Source organism: Cryobacterium sp. TMT1-66-1 (assembly GCF_004403435.1).
In the GTDB taxonomy this organism is placed as follows: Bacteria; Actinomycetota; Actinomycetes; order Actinomycetales; family Microbacteriaceae; genus Cryobacterium; species Cryobacterium flavum.
In genome coordinates this window covers 55,778-71,881 of sequence record NZ_SOGP01000005.1, presented here as the reverse complement: position 1 = coordinate 71,881, position 16,104 = coordinate 55,778, and the positions used below count along the sequence as shown (strand labels likewise).

Genomic DNA, 16,104 nt, shown 5'->3' with positions numbered 1-16,104 from the left:
CTCCTTTTCGTCGACTCTCAGCCTAGCTGCGCTACGTTTCCCCGCGGTTACGGGTATCGCGCAAATAAGCGGATGCCGCCAAATCGGCTCAGGCAGTCACCCAGATTGACGCGGCCGCAGCGGGCGTGACCAGGCGACTCTGGCCATCCGCTAGAACGATGGTCAAGGGCGCGCTGAGTGTGAACTCGGTGCCCGGCCCGATCAGGTCGGCGGCGAGCTCGCGCAGCACGGACGGGTCGCGGTCGCTGATTCGCAGCACGGCAGCGCGGTGCCCGACCGTGGCGTCGGCCAGCAGCACGGCCGGCGGCCGCAGCACGGTGCCATCGGCGGCCGGAATCGGGTCGCCGTGCGGATCGTGCGCCGGAAAACCGAGCCGCGCGTTGATGGCTTCGAGCAGGCGATCCGAGATGGAGTGCTCGAGAATCTCGGCTTCGTCGTGTACCTGGTCCCAGTCATAGCCCATCTCGCCGACCAGCCAGGTCTCGATCAGGCGATGCCGCCGCACGACGGCGGTCGCACGCAGCCGGCCGGCATCCGTCAGCGCCAGTGGGCCGTAGGGAACGTGGGTGATGAGCCCGCTCGCGGCAAGCTTCTTGACCATTTCGGTAACGGATGACGGTGCCACGCCCAGTCGCACCGCGAGCGCCGACGGGGTGATCAAATCGGTCTGCCACTCGGTGTGGGCATAGATGGTCTTGAGGTAGTCCTCGGCCGCGCCGGTCGTGTGCGTCATAACCCTCTCAGGGTATCCGGGTCACGCGCCGGTGAACACCAGTACGAGCAGTACCACGTTCAACGCCACCAGCGCCAACGCGCAGACGACCCCGGCAGCGGTCGTGAACCAGCGATTGGTGAAGGTTCCCAGCAGGCCGCGCTGGGCGGTGAGCCAGACCAGCGGAATCAGCGCGAACGGAATGCCGAACGACAACACCACCTGGCTGAGCACAAGCGCCTGCGTGGGGTCGAACCCCACCCCGAGAATGAACAGCGCCGGAATCAGCGTGACCAGTCGGCGCAGCAGCAGCGGAATGCGCACGTGCAACAGACCGTGCATGATCTCGGCCCCCGCATAAGCCCCGACCGAGGTAGAGGCGAGCCCCGACGCGAGCAGCCCGACGGCGAACAGGGTCGCAACGATCGGCCCGAGCGTGTCCTTCAGTGCCGCGTAAGCGCCCTCGAGCGTGTCGGTTCCGTCCACACCCTGCAAAGCGGATGCCGCGAGCAGCAGAATCGCCAGGTTCACCGTTCCGGCGATCGCCATGGCAATGGTGACGTCCCACTTCGTGGCCCAGAGCAGGCGACGCGTGGCCACGATGCCCTGCCACTCCGGAAACCGGTCACGGGTGAGCGACGAATGCGCGTAGATGGCGTGCGGCATGATCGTGGCACCCAGGATGGATGCGGCGAGGAGCACCGAGTTCGACCCCTCGAAGCGGGGCACCATTCCGGCGAGCACGCCACCGCCATCCGGCGGGGAGATAAAGACACCGGCCGTGAAACCGATCGTGATAATGAGCATGAGCGCGATGATGACGCGCTCGAAGATGCGCGGCCCCCGTCGAGAATGCACCATGAGCACGACCATGGAGATGGTGCCGGTGATCACGCCGCCCCAGATGAGCGGCAGGTTGAACAGAAGGTTGAGGGCGACCGCGCCGCCGATGATCTCGGCCAGGTCGGTGGCCATGGCAACGAGTTCGGCCTGGATCCAGTACAGCCTGCGCGCGGTGGGCCGCTTCATGCGCACGCCGAGGATCTCGGGCAGGCTCGCCCCGGTGACGATGCCGAGCTTCGCCGAGAGGTATTGGATGAGCCAGGCCATGACGTTGCCGGCGACCACCACCCAGACCAGCAGGTAGCCGTAGCGGGCACCGGCGGTCATATTGCTCGCGACATTGCCCGGGTCGAGGTAGGCGACCCCGGCGACGAGGGCCGGTCCGAGCAGCCAGAGCAGGCGGCTGGAGGCGACCGTGGTGGGAGCCTTGGCGAGCACGCGGTCGGGGGCGGGGGCATCCGTTTTAGACATACCGAAACCCTAGCCAGAATTTAGGCGCACCGAAACCCCAATTCTGGGCGGAGTTGGCAGGATACGGTTGGGTAGTGCCAGAATCTGCAGTCGACAACTCCACGCCAGAGCGCTCAACCTACGGCGTCGGTCCCTGGCCGGGGGAATGGCCGAGCGAAGACCGTTACGACGCCGACCTGCTCGAGCACGGCGACACCCGCAACGTGATCGACCGCTACCGCTACTGGAATATGGCCGCGATCGTGGCTGACCTGGACGAGCATCGGCATCCGTTTCACGTGGCCATCGAGAACTGGCAGCACGACATGAATATTGGCTCGATCGTGCGCAGCGCCAATGCGTTCGGCGCCGACACTGTGCATATCATCGGCCGCAAGCGTTGGAATAAGCGCGGCGCCATGGTCACCGACCGTTACCAGCACGTGCTGCACCACGTGGATGTCGCCGCGTTCGTCGAGTGGTGTTTGAAGGGTGACTTGCCGATTATCGCCATCGACAATGTGCCCGGCAGCGTCATCATCGAGACCTTTACATTTCCCGAACGCTGCGTGCTTCTGTTCGGTCAGGAAGGCCCCGGCCTGTCGGAAGCGGCCATCGCCGCCGCCGATTCCATCGTCGAAATAAGCCAGTTCGGCTCGACCCGGTCGATCAACGCCTCGGCGGCCGCCGCCGTGACCATGCATGCCTGGGTGGTTCAGCACCGGTTCTGATCTTTACTGGTTTGCGGGCTGAATACGGGCTAGCGTGACGGTATGACTGCGATCACTGACGATCTTCCGGCCCGACTCCTGCACGAAGAAAACGCCGGATGGGAGGCCATTCTGGGCGGGAACGGCGGCGCCTACTACCAGCGCGAAATGACCGACGACGGTCTGATGATTGTGCCGGGGGCCGTCATTACGCGCGACCAGGTCACCGCCTACTTCGACCAGGCGGCTCCGTGGGAGAGCTACGGCATTCACGAACCCGCCATCATTCGCCTCGGCGAGCACGCCGGTGTCGTCGTCTACAAGGCGATCGCCCGTCGCGGCGAGGTCGTCGCCGAGCTGAACATGTCGACGACCTACCTGTTCGTCAACGGTGGCTGGCGGGTCGCGGCGCGGCAGCAGAGCCAGGCCTAACCATTTAGGGACTGGCGTTTCAGGCTCGTCTGGCCCGTCGCCGGGGAGACCGGCCCCGGGCTTGATAGCATTCAGTGTGACCGGCGACAATTTGATTTCAGAGCCCGAGACCCTTCTTCCCGCGGAACCGGAGGTGCTCGAAGCCCTGCGGCGAACCGCGAGGAGCGAGATCGCCGGCGTCGTGCAGGTACATCCGACCTCTCCGCTCGCCTGGGCTGAACTGGCCGATGCGACCCACTCTGAGGGGCGCATCCTCGAGTCGTATGCCTACGCCCGCGTCGGGTACCACCGCGGACTCGACGCCCTGCGTAAGGCTGGCTGGCGCGGCCACGGCCCCATTCCATGGCGCCACGAACCCAACCGCGGTGTGCTCCGCGCCCTGTTCGCGCTGCGCCGCGGTGCCGAGGAGATCGGTGAGGCCGAGGAGGTCTCCCGCCTGACGGCTTTTTTGACGGATGCTGACGTGGACGCCATCGACATCATCGGGGCCCTTTACACCGGCAGCCCGGGTTTCGACCCGGCGCCGCCCACCGAAGCTTTCGTTATTCGAGGAGAAGACTAAATGCCCGCGATCGTACTCATCGGAGCCCAGTGGGGCGACGAGGGCAAGGGTAAGGCCACCGACCTGCTCGGCAGCCGGGTCGACTATGTCGTCAAGTTCAACGGCGGCAACAATGCTGGGCACACCGTCGTCGTCGGCGACGAGAAGTATGCGCTGCACCTGCTGCCGTCGGGCATCCTGAGTCCTGGTGTTACCCCGGTCATCGCCAACGGCGTTGTCGTCGACGTCGAGGTGCTCTTTGAAGAGCTCGACGCTCTCTCGGAACGCGGCGTCGACGTCTCCCGGCTCAAGGTCAGCCTGAACGCCCACGTCATCACCGCGTATCACCGCACCCTCGACAAGGTCACCGAGCGTTTTCTCGGCAAGCGCCAGATCGGCACCACTGGGCGCGGCATCGGCCCGGCCTACGCCGACAAGATCAACCGGGTCGGCATTCGCGTGCAGGACCTGTTCGATGAGAATATTCTGCGCCAGAAGGTCGAGGGAGCCCTCGACCAGAAGAACCACATGCTGGTCAAGGTCTACAACCGCCGTGCCATCGAGGCCGAGGAGATCGTCAGCGAACTGCTCGGTTACGCCGAACGCTTACGCCCCATGGTTGCCGACACCGCCCTGCTGCTGCACCAGGCCCTGAACGCCGGCAAGACCGTATTGTTCGAGGGCGGCCAGGCCACCATGCTCGACGTCGACCACGGCACCTACCCGTTCGTCACGTCGTCGAACGCCACCTCCGGCGGCGCGGTGACCGGCAGCGGCATCGCCCCGAACCGCATCGACCGCGTCATCGCCGTGGTCAAGGCGTACACGACCCGCGTCGGTAGCGGCCCGTTTCCCACCGAACTGTTCGACGAGTCGGGCGAATACCTGCGCTCCAACGGCTTCGAGTTCGGCACCACCACCGGGCGCCCGCGCCGCTGTGGCTGGTACGACGCCCCGATCGCCCGCTACACCGCGCGCATCAACGGCGTCACCGACTTCGTGCTGACCAAGCTCGACGTACTCACTGGTCTGGCCGAGATTCCCGTCTGTGTGGCCTACTCGGTCGATGGCGTGCGCGTTGAAGAAGTTCCGGTCTCGCAGAGCGACTTTCACCACGCCGTTCCGATCTACGAGAACTTCCCCGGCTGGACCGAGGACATCACCGGCGTGCGCACCTTCGACGACCTGCCGCAGGCCGCGCAGAACTACGTACTCGCCCTCGAGGGCATGAGCGGATCGCGCATTTCCGCGATCGGCGTCGGCCCCGACCGTGAAGCCATCGTGGTGCGGCACGACCTGATCGACTAGAGCAATCGCCAACCGGGCCCCCAATCTGCCCGGTTGGCACAATCAGTGCACAATTCCTCACTTTGACCTGTCACACTAGGCGAGTGAACGCCGTGAGACCCCATTCCCTGACCTTGACCGGTCGTTTTGTGCAGCTGCAACCGCTCGGAAGTGCGGTGCTGCCCGACTTGGCGCGCGCCATCGCGCACCCCGAAGTCTTCGCCGCGGGCTATGGCGGCGGCCCGGCCACGCTGCACCGCGATGTCGACAGCTTCATCAAATGGGCACACGACTACTTTCAGTGGGAAAGCCTGCCCTACGTGGTGCGTCTGCTCGGCGGCCCCAACGATGGCGACGTCGTCGGCACCACGACCCTCGCCGACATCGACGAGGTAAACGAGTCGATCCACCTCGGCTGGACCGCCTACGACCCGCGGGTCTGGGGCACCGCTGTCAACGCCGAAACCAAACTGCTCGTGCTCGGCACCGCCTTCGAGAACGGCTTCGGCCGGGTCAAGATTCAAGCGGATGCCATCAACGAGCGTTCCCGCGCCGCCATCCTCGGCATCGGGGCCACATTCGAGGGCATCCTGCGCCGCGACCGCCCGCGCGCCGACGGCACCTGGCGAGACAGCGCCGTCTACTCGATCCTCGCCAACGAGTGGCCGGCCGTGCGCGCCGGGCTCGAGGCACGCCTTGACGCGTTCGAGGGCCGGTTCGTCACCTACCGCAGCCTGCGACCGGCCGGTCCAAGCGGCACCATCAGCGGCGGCGGGCCGCGGGGCGGCTTTGGTCCGAGCGCTGGAAGTGCTCCTGAGGCTGTTTCGGGTGCGGCCGGTCCGGTCCCGGAATCTGGAAGCGATGCAGAGCAGAGCGCTGGGGCCGACACGTCCCAGTAGGTGTTGTGTTCGGAACCTGGCTGGTGGCGAATTCAGGAAATCTGGGTCGCGACGGCCGATTCGAGGCCGTTTCGGCCGGTCCTGGCGAGGACTTCCTGGCTTAGCCACCGAGGCAGCCCGAGCCATCCGTCATAACTCCGGCAAATTGCTCATGGTGGAATTTCGGTTCCGCATAAACAGGGTCATCGCACTGCCGCCGGCGACAGATTGCAGGAGTTATGCGGCGACGACCCGGCGAGACCGGGGTGGACGTCAGGCAGGGGCGTGCAGCATCCGCTGCAATTCTTCGGCGCTTTTCCGACCTTGTGCTCTGGCGCCGGCACTGGTGCGTCGGCGCCAGCTATAGGCTCGGAACGTGTCCCCGACCCCTCCCGCCAGCAAGAGCCTCATCCTGCTGCAATTTCTCGGTATGGGGCTGATCTGGGGCTCGAGTTTTCTGTTCATGAAGATCGCTCTCGACGGGGTCAGCTTCGGGCAGATCGCCTGGTCGAGGCTCGTGCTCGGTGGGCTGACCCTGGGGCTGATCGTGCTGGTGAACCGGCCGCGCATAGGCAACGGGCCGGTACTGCCGCGGGAAGGCGTGGTGTGGCTGCACTTTCTGGTGATTGCAATTAGCGGATGCGTGATTCCACACCTGCTCTTCGCCTGGGCCGAGCAGTACGTCTCCTCGAGCCTCGCGAGCATCTACAACGCCGTCACTCCGATCATGACCGCGCTCATGGCGACACTCGCGTTTCGAGTGGAGAAGCTCGTGCGTGCGCAGGTGGCCGGTGTCGTGCTCGGCATCATCGGTGTCGTCGTGATCATCGGGCCCTGGCAATATTCCTCGCTCACCGGCGACCTGTGGGGCCAGCTCGCCTGCCTCGGCGCTGCGGTCTGCTATGGCTTCACCTTCGGCTACACCCGCCGGTTTCTGAGTGGGCGCCCAATTGCCGCGAGCACGTTCGCTTTTCTCAACATCGGCATCGCTGGCGGGATCATGCTGCTGCTCACCCCGGTACTGGCCTCGAGCCCGGTGCACCTGACGCTGCCGATCGTGCTGTGCCTGCTGGCCCTCGGCGCGGTCGGCACCGGCCTGGCCTACATCTGGAACATCAACGTTCTGCGCGCCTGGGGGCCGACCAACGCGTCCACGGTTACCTACGTGACGCCCGTCGTCGGCGTGGTGCTGGGGGTGCTCGTGCTGGCCGAAACATTCTCCTGGCACGAGCCGACCGGGGCGCTGTTGGTGCTGCTCGGCATCCTGCTGACGCAGAAACGCTTGCGATTCAGCTGGCTGCGGCCCGGCGGCCGGGAGGCGGCGGCATCCGCTTAGGCCATGCATTATCGTAAAAGTATGGTCGTACACGAGGAGTTACCCGGCGACGCTGACGCTGCTGCGATTGCGCAGCTGCACAGCATTCGCGAAAGCATCGACAATATCGACGCCGCGCTCATTCACCTGCTGGCCGAGCGATTCAAGTTCACCCAGCAAGTTGGGCGGCTCAAGGCAGCGCACGGGCTGCCGGCCGCCGACCCGGCGCGTGAACTCATGCAGATCGATCGGCTGCGCGGCCTCGCCGAGGAGGCCCACCTCGACCCGGCCTTCGCCGAGAAGTTTCTCAATTTCATCATCGCCGAGGTCATCCACCACCACGTGAAGATCGCCGGTGGGGATGCTGTGCAGCCGGGGCGGGCCGCCGGCTCTGCGCCGACTTCCGCTGCTGTCGCCGAGCAGGCCGCTCCCGCGCAGCCGCAGTCGCACCCGCACCCGCAGCCGCACCCGCTTCCGCACCCGCCGACCGCGCACGTACCGAGCTCGGCGTCGTGACTCCCGCCGGCCCGGAGATCTCGGCGCTGTGACCGTCGAGACAGACGTTTTCGGGCGTCAGCTCGTCGCCGAGCAGGACTCGTGAACTGGAACCCGCGGGCTCTGCCCGACCAGACCGGCAAGACCTTCGTCGTTACCGGTGCCAACGCCGGCCTCGGCTACTTCACTAGCGAGCAGCTCGCCGGCGCGGGCGCCCACGTCGTGCTCGCCTGCCGTAACCCGGTGAAAGCGGATGCCGCGGCCGCGGCGATTCGCGCCCGCGTGGCGGGGGCATCCGTTGCGGTGTTGCAGCTCGATGTCGCCGATCTGCAGTCAGTTCGCGACGTCAGCGAAACCCTGCGCGCTTTTCCTCGCCTCGACGGCCTGATTCTCAACGCTGGAATCGTGCACCCGCCGACCGATCGCGCCGTGAGCCTCGACGGCAACGAGCTGGTCTTTGCGACGAACTTTCTCGGGCATTTTGCTTTGACTGCGGGGTCGCTCATGGCCTTGCGGCGCACTCCCGGCAGCCGGGTCGTGTCCCTCGGGTCGCTGATCTCCCGGCTGATGGATTCCTCGCTTGACGATTTGCAGCTGGCCACCACGTATAACGGGTGGAAGGCGTACGCGCAGTCCAAGATTGCAATGCAGGTGTTCGGGTTCGAGCTCGATCGACGGTTGCGGGCCAATGGGGCGGGCATGGTGCAGTCGCTGGTGGCGCATCCGGGATATTCGATTTCGGGGTTGACCCCCACCATTCCCGGTGTCAACGAAATCACCCCGGCCAAGCGGGTCATCGACGGCCTGCAAACGCTGGTCGGCGCGCAGGGCAAGCATCACGGAGCCTGGTCGACAGTGCGTGCCGCGATCGACCCGGATGCCCACGGCGGCGACTACTTCGGCCCCCGCCTGCTCACCCGCGGTGCGCCAACTCGTCAGCCGGCGACCCGCACCTCCCGAGACCGAGCGGTCGCGAGTCGTCTCTGGGAGCGAGCTGAGACCCTCATCGGCGAGCCGTTCCTCTAGGTGTTCACGCGAGAGCGCAAAAAGTGCCCGATTGGACCTCTCAATCGGGCACTTTTTGCGCTCTCGCGAGACGGCACGTAACACGAGGGACCCCGAGGCACCGCGCGGCTATCCTGACAAGATGACTTCATCGCCCGCCATCCAGACCGCAGTCACACTGGGAGACGGACTCACCGTCAGCCCGCAGGGCTATGGAGGCATGTCGCTCACGCCGGTCTACGGCCCGATCGACCCCGACGATGCCCTGCGCACGCTGACGCACGCCGTTGACTCGGGCCTCACCTTCATCGACACGGCCAACGTCTACGGGAACGGGTTGAGCGAACGCACCATTGCCCGATTGATCGCCACCCGACGCGATGAGGTGCAGCTGGCGAGCAAGTTCGGAATCCTTTCGGGCGGAGGAATCGGTGCACGCGGCATCCGAGGTGACCGTGCCTACGTGTTCGAGCAGATCGATCTGAGCCTCGCGCGCCTCGCCACCGACCACCTGGACCTCTACTACCAGCATCGGGTCGACCCCGACGTGCCCATCGAAGAGACCGTCGGGGCCCTCGCCGAACTGGTTCAGGCGGGCAAGATTCGCCACATCGGTCTCTCCGAACCGACTGGTGACGAGCTGCGCCGCGCTGCCGCCATTCACCCGATCGCCGCAGTGCAGTCCGAGTGGAGCATCATCAGCCGAGACGTCGAGCGGCACGTTGTCCCTACCGCGATCGAGTTGGGCGTCGGGTTCGTCCCGTATTCGCCTCTGGGTCGCCAGTGGCTCACCGGGCGATTCGACCGCAGCGCGCTCACTGATGCAGACGGGCGGCATAAGTTTCCCCGGTTCACCCCGGATGCCCTCGCCGCCAACCAGCCCATTCTCGACGAGGTGATCGCGGTGGCTCGCGAGGCGGCAGTTTCACCAGCGCAGGTCGCGCTTGCCTGGCTCTATGACAAGGGTCGCACCCTCGGGCTTGCTCTGTCCCCGATCCCCGGGTCTCGTTTCACCGAGCGAGTGGACGAGAATCTCGCGGCCGCGAACATCCGTCTCGATGCCGCACACGTAGCGCGCTTGGACGCGCTCGCGGACCGCATCGTCGCCGCCCGATCATTCAACCCCCAGTGGGTCTCAGCCGGTCGCGAGTAGCGACTCTCGTTCCTCGCGAAGGCGCAAAAAGTGCCCGATTGGGCCTCTCAATCGGGCACTTTTTGCGCTCTCGCGACAGGACGCCAGCCACCGGCCATGAGCGCCACCGTTACTCTGCGGATCACCTCTGAGGGATTGTGGAGGTGGGATTTGTTGATGCGGATCACCCGCCACCTCTCCTCCATGAGCGCGTCGAGGCGGTCAACATCCCAGTGGAACTGGTTCTCGTCGGTGCGATGCTGCCCGCCGTCGTACTCGAGCAGAACACGATATCGGCGAAAGACCAGGTCGCCGGTGGCGAGCTTCACCCCGGTGCGACTCATGATGATGGCATTGACCTCCGGTTCGGGCAGGCGGGCCCGCACGATGAGCAGCCGCAGGTCGGTCTCGCGGGGTGAATCGGCGCCGGGTCGTATCCAGATCAGCGCCTCGCGCAGCAGCTTGACGCCCCGTCGCCCCGAATACCGTCGAACGGCGGCGAGCAGATCACGCATCTCGGCGAACGGATGCTTGCGGCGCACGAGTGTGTCGCCAATCCGGATGAGGTCGTCGAGCCCAAGCATGGTGGACAGCTGGCACCAGGTGTCCACCGCACTTGTGACGCGCACGCCGCGCACCGCAACGACGGTGACCGTCTTGGGTGCGACATGGTGGCCGCGGACACCGAGTACCCGGTCGCGCAGGGTGGGTTCCTCCGTCGAGACATGAATAGTTTGCGTGTGTTCGACGGCAAAAGGCAGCGGGAGCCCGTGCACGCGCGCAGCCGTCACATGGCTGAAGAAGTCTGATTCGGACATCCGCTGTGCGTAGGCGCGGATGAGAAGGTCTGCCGAGCTGCTATCTGCACGCGCGGTGCGCGTTGCAGGAAAGGGGCGCGCTAGGTCGGACGCGCGCATCCGCTTCTTGGACAGGCCCGCGTCACTGCCTTCGGCCGTGCTGAATGGACGCCCCTCGAAGTCCAGCGGCAGCCTGCGAGCTCGATTCATGCCAACAGTGTGTCGCGCCGTCTCGGTGTCAAATGAGTTATCCACACCCCAAAGCTCGTTCAGGTTCGCGAAGGCGCAAAAAGTGCCCGATTGGACCTCTCAATCGAGCACTTTTTGCGCTCTCGCGAGCTGGGGAGTTAGGCGAAGGCGGCGGGGAGAGGGGATTGGTGACGATTGCGCATCTCGGAGAGAGTCGCAGCGAAGACGTCCTGTACCTCGAGGGCGTGCAGGGTGTTGTCCGTCACGCCGATGCGCAGCACCGGAATGTAGCGGCCGGCGCAGAGGCCCAGGAACTTCACGTCGTCTTCGCGCGGCACCGAAACGATGACGCGACCGGCCGATTCGGAGAACAGGGCAGTGGATGCGTCCACCCCGTCCCGATCCAGAATGTCACCCAGCCAGACGCGCGCGCCCACTCCAAAGCGCATGACGGCTTCGGCGAGGGCCTGGGCGAGCCCGCCCTCGCTGAGGTCGTGCGCACTGTCGATCAGGGCTTCCTTCGACGCGGCATGCAGCAGACCGGCCAGGGCCTTCTCTTTGCCGAGGTCGACAACGGGTGGGCGACCGCCGAGGTGGTCGTGCACGACGCCGGCCCAGGCCGAACCGTCGAGCTCGAGGCGGGTCTCGCCGAGCAGGTAGATGTTGTGCCCGTCGTCCTGCCAGCCGCTCGGAATGCGGCGGGCGACGTCGTCGATCACGCCGAGCACGGCCACGACCGGGGTGGGGTGAATGGGCTGGTCGCCGGTCTGGTTGTAGAACGACACGTTGCCGCCGGTGACGGGAATCTCGAGCTCCAGGCATCCGTCGGCGAGGGCCGTTACGGCTTCACGGAACTGCCACATGACCTCGGGGTTCTCGGGGGAGCCGAAGTTGAGGCAGTCACTGACGCCGGCCGGAACGGCGCCGGTCGCGGCGACGTTGCGGTATGCCTCGGCGAGGGCCAGCTGCGCGCCGCGGTACGGGTCGAGCTGGCAGTAGCGGCCGTTCGCGTCGGTCGCGATCGCGAAACCGAGCCCGCTCTCTTCGTCGACGCGGATCATGCCGCCGTCGTCGGGAAAGGAGAGCGCCGTGTTGCCCTGCACGTAGTGGTCGTACTGGTCGGTGATCCAGCTCGGGTCGGCCAGGTTCGGCGAGCCGAGCAGGTCGAGGAACTGCTCGCGCAGGGTCTCGCCGTCGAGTGCGCGGGGAAGTACGGAGGCGGTGTCGGCCTGCAGGGCGTCGATCCAGGTCGGGTACGCGAGCGGACGCTCGTAGACCGGGCCGTCGACGGCCACGGTGCGTGGCAGCACGTTGACGATTTCTTCGCCGTGCCAGTTGATGATGAGGCGGCCGGTGTCGGTGACCTCGCCGAGCACGCTGGTCTCCACGTCCCACTTGGTGGTGACGGCGAGAAAGCCCTCGAGCTTCTCGGGAGTGACGATCGCCATCATGCGTTCCTGGCTCTCGCTCATCAGGATCTCTTCGGCGGTGAGCGTGGGGTCGCGCAGCAGCACCTTCTCGAGTTCGATGAACATGCCGCCGTCGCCGTTGGAGGCGAGCTCAGAAGTGGCGCAGCTGATGCCGGCCGCGCCGAGGTCTTGAATTCCCTCGACGAGCTTGCCGGCAAACAGTTCGAGGCAGCACTCGATGAGTACCTTCTCGGCGAACGGGTCGCCGACCTGTACTGCGGGGCGCTTGGTCGGGCCGCCGGCGCTGAACGTATCGGAGGCGAGAATGGATGCCCCGCCAATGCCGTCGCCGCCGGTGCGGGCTCCAAACAGCACGACCTGGTTGCCGACGCCGCGGGCGTTGGCCAGGTGCAGGTCTTCGTGGCGCAGCACGCCGACCGAGAGCGCATTGACCAGCGGGTTGCCCTGGTAGACCCGGTCGAACACGGTTTCGCCGCCGATGTTGGGCAGGCCGAGGCAGTTGCCGTAGAAGCTGATGCCGGAGACCACGCCGTGTACGACACGGGCGGTGTCGGGGTCGGTGATGTCGCCGAAACGCAGGGCGTCCATCACGGCGACCGGGCGGGCGCCCATCGAGATAATGTCGCGCACGATTCCGCCGACGCCCGTTGCAGCGCCCTGGAACGGCTCAATGTAGGAGGGGTGGTTGTGCGATTCGATCTTGAAGGTGACGGCCCAGCCCTCGCCGACGTCAAGCACGCCGGCGTTCTCGCCCATTCCGACCATAAGGTTCTTCTTCATGGCGGGGGTGACTTTGTCGCCGAACTGGCGCAGGTACATCTTCGAGCTCTTGTAGGAGCAGTGCTCGCTCCACATCACCGAGTACATCGCAAGCTCGCCACTCGTGGGGCGGCGGCCCAGAATCTCGCGAATCTTCGCGTACTCATCGGCCTTGAGCCCGAGCGCGCCGTAGGGCTGCTCCTTCTCGGGTGTCGCAATGGCATTGGAAACGGTGTCGGCGACGCCGGGGGAAGAGGTGTTGGAAACAGCGGTCACGTGTGGAATTCTCCCCGAGATAGCGGATGCTTGACCCGGCAAGTCTACCGGTCGCCTCGCCCGGCCAGCGTGGCGCTGCGTGCGACCTACTGCGGATCGGGAGCGCAACGCTCGCCATAGGCTGGTCCCATGACAGACAGCGCACTCATCGGCCCCGTCGCCGCGCCGGATTTGCATGTCATGAGTTTCAACATCCGTCGGCGCCTGCCGCATCTCAACCCGCGCAGCCCCGATCGGTGGGTGCACCGCCGGCCAATACTGAAACGTCTGCTCGCGGCGGAACAGCCCGCACTGATCGGCGTGCAAGAAGCGCTGTTCGACCAGGCGAACTTCGTGCGTCACGCGCTCGGCGATCGCTACCGCTCGATCGGATATGGCCGGGAAGCCAACAAGGGCGGGGAAGGCTGCCCGATCTTCTACGATTCACGTCGACTGCGGGTGCTCGAGTGGAAGCAGACGGCCCTCTCTGAGACACCGTCGCAGCCGGGATCCACCTCCTGGGGCAATCACACTCCGCGCGTCGTCGTTGACGCGCTCTTTCACGACATCGCCACCGGTATCGATTTCCAGGCCGTGAACACGCACTTCGACCACCGCTCCCGTACCTCGCGGCTGCGATCCGCCGACGTAATGCGACGCATCGTGTTGGCGTCGCAGCTTCCCACTGTGGTGACCGGCGATTTCAATACAGATGCGAATACCGCCCCCTATGACCGCCTAACCGGCCAGGGCCTGCTTCTGGATGCCTGGAACACAGCAGACGAACGCCTCACCGAAGAGTGGGGAACGTTTTTGAACTATCGCTCGCCGCAGCGCAATCTCAAACGCATCGACTGGCTCCTCGTCACGCCCGGCGTCCCCGTGCGCAAGGCCGCCATCAACGTGAAGCGCTATGTCGGCGGCTGGCCGTCGGACCACGCCGCGGTGCAGGCCGTCGTGAATCTCGCAGGCACCACCCCTGCGGGGACCATCTCCGGTTAAAGCGTCGATCGGCGCCGACTAGACCGTCGCGGCACGCTCCTTGGCGCGCAGGTCCTTGCGCAGGATCTTGCCGGACGCCGACTTCGGGATCGCGTCGATGAATTCCACTGCGCGCACCTTCTTGTGCGGGGCGACCCGCTCGGTGATGTAGGCCATGATCTCCTCGGCCGTGACCGCCGACTCAGCCACGGCGACGACGAAGGCTTTCGGGATCTCCTGGCCGTCGGCATCCGCTGCACCGATCACCGCGGCATCCTTGATGCGCGGGTGGGTGAGCAGCAGCGCTTCCAGCTCGGCCGGAGCGATCTGGTAGCCCTTGTACTTGATCAGCTCCTTGCTGCGATCGACGATGGTCACCTCGCCGAGCGCACTGACCGTGGCGATGTCGCCGGTGTGCAGAAATCCGTCGGCGTCGATGGTCTCGCGGGTGGCCTTCTCGTTGTTCAGGTAGCCGAGCATCACGTTCGGGCCGCGCACCAGCAGCTCACCGGGCTCGCTGACCCCGTCTTCGGGAATCTCGATCTCTTCGCCGGTTTCGGTCGACACGAGCTTGCAGTCCATGTTCGGCACGGTCACTCCCACGGACGCGCGCGACAGGTGTGGCGCGTCGATCGGAATCAGGTGGCTCACCGGGCTGACCTCGGTCATGCCGTAGCCCTGCAGAATGCGGCAGTCCAGCCGGGTGGCCACCGCCGCGGCGAGAGCACCGTCGAGCGGGGCTGCCCCCGAGAGGATGGTGTGCACGCTCGACAGGTCATACTCCGCTACCAGCGGATGCTTCGCCACGGCCACCGCAATCGGCGGCGCGATAAAGACGTAGCTGCAGCGGTGATCCTGGATCATGCGCAGAAACTCGACGAAGTCGAACTTGGCCATGGTGACCAGCGAGGCCCGCTGTTTGAAGGCGAGGTTCAGCAGCACCGTCATTCCGTAGATGTGGTAAAACGGCAGCAGCGCGAGCACTTTGTCGTCTGGAACAACCCCGATCAGATCGCGGGCCTGTTGCACGTTCGCCACGAGGTTGCGGTGGCTCAGCATGACGCCCTTCGGCGCCGCCGTGGTGCCCGAAGAGTAGGGGAGAACAGCCACGTGCGTGGCGGGGTCGATGCTGAGGGCGGGGGCGGCAGCATCCACTGCAAGTAAATCAGCCAGCGACGGATGCCCCGGCTCACCATCGATCACCACGATGTTCTCGTCGGAGATGCCCGCCGCGTGCGCTGCCGCCTTGGCGCCGGCCAGCAGCGGGGTGACGGTCACGAGCCAGGTCGCACCGGAATCGTGGAGGTGGCGCTGGATGTCGTCGGGAGTGTAGAGCGAGTTGATGGTGGTGACCGTGGCGCCGGCGCGCAGAATCCCGTGGAAGATGGCCGTGAATTCCGGCGTGTTCGGGCAGAGCAGGCCCACGACCGTGCCGGGACCGACGCCGTCGGCAGCGAGAGCGCCGGCCACCCGGGTGATCTGATCGACCAGGGTGCGGTAGCTCATGGCGGCCCCGCTGGCACCGTCGATGACGGCGGTGCGATCCAGCTCGGCCTCGCTCAGGTCCCCGAACAGGTAGTCGAAAATGCTTTGCGTGGGAATCTCAACGGGAGCGTAGGGGCTCGTGAACACTTAGGATCTCCTTCGATCGGTGTGGCATGCACACGGTACCGCTCGGGGCTGCCGCGAAACTGTGCATGTGACCCGAGTGGCTTTGAACGGGCGGGGCATCCGTTTGAGTGAGCGGGCGCGGGCATCCGCGTGGGTGAGCGGATTCCCGCTCGCGCACTTGCCACGGCGCGTTCACCTGCCGGTTACCCCGGGCCCCCGTGCTGTTGGCGCGGCCTGCCTAACGTAGCTACACGTAACGCCCTCGACTCAGGAAGGTTTCAC

General features: G+C 65.8%; 14 protein-coding genes and 1 pseudogene. 10 read left to right on the top strand and 5 right to left on the bottom strand.

Annotation, left to right across the window (positions count from 1 at the left end):
• Nucleotides 1–88: 88 nt before the first annotated feature.
• Both E3T29_RS02330 and E3T29_RS02325 read right to left on the bottom strand, forming a co-directional pair.
• Nucleotides 89–733 (bottom strand): metal-dependent transcriptional regulator, encoded by a 645-nt coding sequence (locus tag E3T29_RS02330; protein WP_092338119.1) that lies wholly within the window; start codon nucleotides 731–733, stop codon nucleotides 89–91.
• Nucleotides 734–754: 21 nt separating this feature from the next.
• The gene (locus tag E3T29_RS02325; RefSeq protein WP_134343915.1) at nucleotides 755–2,026 is read right to left on the bottom strand and encodes an Nramp family divalent metal transporter; all 1,272 of its coding nucleotides are present in this window, start codon (nucleotides 2,024–2,026) and stop codon (nucleotides 755–757) included.
• A gap of 74 nt (nucleotides 2,027–2,100) precedes the next feature.
• Between E3T29_RS02325 and E3T29_RS02320 the strand changes: the two genes are divergently transcribed.
• The 9 genes and pseudogenes from E3T29_RS02320 to E3T29_RS02280 all read left to right on the top strand — a co-directional run bounded on the left by E3T29_RS02320 (nucleotide 2,101) and on the right by E3T29_RS02280 (nucleotide 9,821).
• A complete protein-coding gene (locus E3T29_RS02320; RefSeq protein WP_092338116.1) occupies nucleotides 2,101–2,736 on the top strand; it encodes a TrmH family RNA methyltransferase in 636 nt (211 codons plus the stop codon).
• A gap of 42 nt (nucleotides 2,737–2,778) precedes the next feature.
• Nucleotides 2,779–3,147, top strand: a complete 369-nt coding sequence (locus tag E3T29_RS02315) for a nuclear transport factor 2 family protein (RefSeq protein ID WP_092338114.1) — start codon at nucleotides 2,779–2,781, stop codon at nucleotides 3,145–3,147.
• Between the two features lie 76 nt (nucleotides 3,148–3,223).
• Nucleotides 3,224–3,709 (top strand): DUF3151 domain-containing protein, encoded by a 486-nt coding sequence (locus tag E3T29_RS02310; protein WP_092338112.1) that lies wholly within the window; start codon nucleotides 3,224–3,226, stop codon nucleotides 3,707–3,709.
• A complete protein-coding gene (locus E3T29_RS02305; protein WP_134343914.1) occupies nucleotides 3,710–4,996 on the top strand; it encodes an adenylosuccinate synthase in 1,287 nt (428 codons plus the stop codon).
• 83 nt (nucleotides 4,997–5,079) lie between these two features.
• Nucleotides 5,080–5,874, top strand: a complete 795-nt coding sequence (locus E3T29_RS02300) for a GNAT family N-acetyltransferase (RefSeq protein ID WP_134343913.1) — start codon at nucleotides 5,080–5,082, stop codon at nucleotides 5,872–5,874.
• Nucleotides 5,875–6,229: 355 nt separating this feature from the next.
• Nucleotides 6,230–7,189 (top strand): DMT family transporter, encoded by a 960-nt coding sequence (locus E3T29_RS02295; protein ID WP_370449095.1) that lies wholly within the window; start codon nucleotides 6,230–6,232, stop codon nucleotides 7,187–7,189.
• 21 nt (nucleotides 7,190–7,210) lie between these two features.
• Nucleotides 7,211–7,603 (top strand): annotated as a pseudogene (locus E3T29_RS02290) (chorismate mutase); the annotation flags it as partial.
• Between the two features lie 162 nt (nucleotides 7,604–7,765).
• Nucleotides 7,766–8,689, top strand: a complete 924-nt coding sequence (locus E3T29_RS02285; protein ID WP_134343911.1) for an SDR family NAD(P)-dependent oxidoreductase — start codon at nucleotides 7,766–7,768, stop codon at nucleotides 8,687–8,689.
• Between the two features lie 121 nt (nucleotides 8,690–8,810).
• Nucleotides 8,811–9,821 (top strand): aldo/keto reductase, encoded by a 1,011-nt coding sequence (locus E3T29_RS02280; RefSeq protein WP_134343910.1) that lies wholly within the window; start codon nucleotides 8,811–8,813, stop codon nucleotides 9,819–9,821.
• A gap of 47 nt (nucleotides 9,822–9,868) precedes the next feature.
• Here E3T29_RS02280 and E3T29_RS02275 read toward each other — a convergent pair whose 3' ends face one another.
• Together E3T29_RS02275 and purL are read right to left on the bottom strand one after the other, a co-directional pair.
• The gene (locus E3T29_RS02275) at nucleotides 9,869–10,807 is read right to left on the bottom strand and encodes a hypothetical protein (protein WP_134343909.1); all 939 of its coding nucleotides are present in this window, start codon (nucleotides 10,805–10,807) and stop codon (nucleotides 9,869–9,871) included.
• A gap of 137 nt (nucleotides 10,808–10,944) precedes the next feature.
• Entirely contained in the window at nucleotides 10,945–13,251 is a 2,307-nt protein-coding gene (gene purL, locus E3T29_RS02270) for a phosphoribosylformylglycinamidine synthase subunit PurL (RefSeq protein ID WP_134343908.1), read from the bottom strand.
• A gap of 129 nt (nucleotides 13,252–13,380) precedes the next feature.
• Between purL and E3T29_RS02265 the strand changes: the two genes are divergently transcribed.
• Complete coding sequence (locus tag E3T29_RS02265) at nucleotides 13,381–14,232, top strand: endonuclease/exonuclease/phosphatase family protein (protein ID WP_134343907.1); 852 nt, start codon at nucleotides 13,381–13,383, stop codon at nucleotides 14,230–14,232.
• An 18-nt stretch (nucleotides 14,233–14,250) separates the two neighbouring features.
• Here E3T29_RS02265 and E3T29_RS02260 read toward each other — a convergent pair whose 3' ends face one another.
• Nucleotides 14,251–15,843, bottom strand: a complete 1,593-nt coding sequence (locus E3T29_RS02260; RefSeq protein ID WP_134343906.1) for an AMP-binding protein — start codon at nucleotides 15,841–15,843, stop codon at nucleotides 14,251–14,253.
• Nucleotides 15,844–16,104 lie beyond the last annotated feature (261 nt).

Coding starts and splice junctions, on each gene's coding strand:
- E3T29_RS02315 (WP_092338114.1), top strand. CDS start 2,779: ATGACTGCGATCACTGACGATCTTCCGGCCCGACTCCTGCACGAAGAA.
- E3T29_RS02330 (WP_092338119.1), bottom strand. CDS start 733: ATGACGCACACGACCGGCGCGGCCGAGGACTACCTCAAGACCATCTAT.
- E3T29_RS02325 (WP_134343915.1), bottom strand. CDS start 2,026: ATGTCTAAAACGGATGCCCCCGCCCCCGACCGCGTGCTCGCCAAGGCT.
- E3T29_RS02280 (WP_134343910.1), top strand. CDS start 8,811: ATGACTTCATCGCCCGCCATCCAGACCGCAGTCACACTGGGAGACGGA.
- E3T29_RS02265 (WP_134343907.1), top strand. CDS start 13,381: ATGACAGACAGCGCACTCATCGGCCCCGTCGCCGCGCCGGATTTGCAT.
- E3T29_RS02275 (WP_134343909.1), bottom strand. CDS start 10,807: ATGAATCGAGCTCGCAGGCTGCCGCTGGACTTCGAGGGGCGTCCATTC.
- E3T29_RS02305 (WP_134343914.1), top strand. CDS start 3,710: ATGCCCGCGATCGTACTCATCGGAGCCCAGTGGGGCGACGAGGGCAAG.